We start from the raw sequence: 2,785 nt of genomic DNA, 5'->3' as shown, positions 1-2,785 counted from the left end.
CCTCGCGGCGCTTGCCTGGCAGAGGGCGCTTTCGAAAGAGACTTCCATTCCGGACGCGTTTGGCGCCGAAATACAAAGATTGGAAACCCGTCTTTACGCGGGCGAAATGGCCCGGCAGGATTGGGACAGCAGCCCGATGATCCGGATCGCGGAAGACGTTACGCGTCGTTTCACCCGAACCGGCAAGAAGGGAGATGTCCTGCCGTCACTTTATCCGGAGCGAACCTTGCCTGAAATGGCTTAAGGCAAATGCGGGACCCGACGCAATGTCAGGTCCCGCGGACACACCGCACAGAGCCTGGGAGGTTACTGGGCAAACATGTCCTGATATTGATCCCGCAAGACGTTTTTCTGAACCTTGCCCATGGTATTGCGGGGCAGTTCTTCCTGGAAGATGAGTTTCCGGGGATGCTTGAACCGGGCCAAGGATGTTTTGACAGCTTCCTCGACCTTGTCGAGATCCGGTGCGGTCCCTTTTTCGGGAATAAGAATTCCAAGCACGGTCTCGCCGAAGTCAGGATGAGGAACACCGATGACGGCGCTCTCCAGAACACCAGGCTGGTCGTCGAGCACCAGCTCGATTTCCTTCGGATAGATGTTATAGCCGCCGGAGATGATCAGGTCCTTGTTGCGGCCGACGATATGGACGTAACCCTCTTCGTCGATCTTTCCGAGATCTCCCGTAATGAAGAATCCGTCGGTGCGTAGTTCCGCAGCTGTCTTTTCAGGCATCTGCCAGTATCCCTTGAAGACATTCGGTCCACGCACCTCGATCTGACCGACTTGACCGGCAGCCATTGTGTCACCGGTGTCCGGGTCGGTGATTTTCAGCTCGACGCCGGGCAATGGGAAGCCAACCGTCCCCGCGCGGCGGTCGCCGTCATAGGGGTTTGAAGTGTTCATGTTGGTTTCGGTCATGCCATAGCGTTCAAGGATGCGATGGCCTGTGCGGTCCTCGAATTGAATATGTGTTTCCGCCAGAAGCGGAGCGGAGCCGGAGACGAAGAGGCGGATATGGGCGGTGAGCTCTCTCGTGAAACGGTCGTCTTCCAGAAGTCGCGTGTAAAACGTGGGCACGCCCATCATCGCTGTTGCCTGAGGCAACCGTTTTAAGACTTCGTCGAGATCGAATTTCGACAGGAAGATCATGCTGCCACCGGCCGCCAGGGTGATGTTGGTGGCGACGAAAAGTCCGTGGGTGTGGAAGATCGGCAGGGCGTGCAGAAGGACATCATCTTTTGTGAAGCGCCACTCCTTAGCGAGTGTTGCCGCATTCGACAGCAGATTGTGCTGCGTCAGCATCGCCCCTTTGGATCGGCCCGTTGTGCCGGAAGTGTAGAGAAACGCTGCCAGGTCGTCTCCCTCGCGGTCGGCGGTCGCATAGACATCCGGCATGCTCTCGGCTCGTAGCATCAATGTGCCGGAGCCGTCGGCGTTCAAGGTCTCGAGACGGGCGCCCAGGTCGTTTGCAACGGCTGTCAGTGCCGCTTCACTTCTTTCATCACAGACAATCAGGGACGCGCCGCTGTTTTCAATGAAATAGGACAGTTCTTCAACAGTGTAGGCGGTGTTGAGAGGCAGAAACACAAGCCCGGCCTGAACACAGGCTGCATAAAGTGCAAGGGCTTCGGGGGATTTCTGCACCTGAGCCGCGACCCGGTCGCCCGGCGTCAGTCCGTTCTGCGTCATAACATTTGCAATTCTCGCGGTCACCGCGAGAAAATCGACATGGCTGATCGTGGTTCCGTCAGCTAGATGCAGAAAGGGTGTGGTCTTGCCAGCGTGGATGCCAAACAGGTTGTCAAAGAGAGGGTTAGGCATGAAAGCTACCTTTCCTGGATTGCTTAAGAGCGGAGGATCTGGCGAGGGACTGCACCTGATCGGTGGCAACGACTTCCTGGGTCGTCGCAAACTGTTCGTGGTTCTGGGCAACCCGGGTGAGGTCATAAAGGTAGTTGACCATCGTGCCGTTTGATTGCGCGCGGCCCTTTTGCGAAACATCTGCGTCGGCATGGACGGCATGCACGATCGCGCCGTTGCCGAGGTGAAAGCGGGCGACGGGATCAAAAGGCAGGCCGATCTTGGTCTTGGCATTCAGCAGATAATGGGCCGCCTCTGCCTTCATCTCATCCGGAGCGTTGTCCTTCCATTCCTGCCCTTTCTCTTCCAGCCACCTCGTGAGACCTGGAATCGGGGATAGGGTCACAAATGTTTTCAGGCCGGGGAGCTCAGCGGAGAGGTCGGCGGCGACCTGTTTGATCAGGGAATTGCCGAATGAAATACTGGCAAGACCGCTCTGGCAGTTCGAAATCGAATAAAATACGGCCGTATCCGCGTCTTCGGCCGGCATCGCTGCCCGATCTTCGGCAAGCAGCAACTGGACCGAATTTGGTGTCCCACTGGTCAGGGCCACTTCGACGAAAATAAGAGGTTCATCCGGCATGGATGGATGAAAGAACGCAAAGCAACGCCGGTCGGTCGGTTCCAGCCGGCGGCGCAGGTCTTCCCAGCTGTCAATGGCATGCACCGCCTCATAGGCGATGATCTTTTCCAGAATATGCGCAGGGCTTTCCCAGTTGATCGGCCGAAGCACGAGGAACCCCCGATTGAACCAGGAGGCGAACAGATGCCTGAGGTCGAGGTCGAGCGCCTCAAGCTCGGGTTCCCGGTTGCGAAGCCGCAAAAGATCCGCGCGCATTTTGACAAGTGCGCCGGTTGCGCCGGGAACCCGGTTCAGGCGTCGGAACAGTTCCTGCCGGCGCGGCTCTGCGGCCGCCATGAAGTT

3 protein-coding genes are annotated in these 2,785 nt (G+C 57.6%); 1 reads left to right on the top strand and 2 read right to left on the bottom strand.

The genetic code is table 11. From position 1 onward, the window contains the following. Positions 1-244 (top strand): hypothetical protein (locus tag K5905_RS31110; RefSeq protein ID WP_297591590.1); only part of this gene is annotated, 244 nt, incomplete at its 5' end. A 62-nt stretch (positions 245-306) separates the two neighbouring features. Here K5905_RS31110 and K5905_RS31105 read toward each other — a convergent pair. Beyond that, positions 307-1,821, bottom strand: coding sequence for a malonyl-CoA synthase (locus K5905_RS31105; protein ID WP_297591589.1), 1,515 nt, complete (start codon positions 1,819-1,821; stop codon positions 307-309). Then, the coding region (locus K5905_RS31100; RefSeq protein WP_297591588.1) for a malonyl-CoA decarboxylase at positions 1,814-2,785 on the bottom strand (972 nt) is incomplete at its 5' end. The genes K5905_RS31105 and K5905_RS31100, both read right to left, overlap by 8 nt.

Source organism: Roseibium sp. (assembly GCF_025698965.1).
Taxonomy (GTDB): Bacteria; Pseudomonadota; Alphaproteobacteria; order Rhizobiales; family Stappiaceae; genus Roseibium.
The sequence above is the reverse complement of the archived record's forward strand: the minus strand, read 5'-3'. Positions and strand labels throughout refer to the sequence as shown.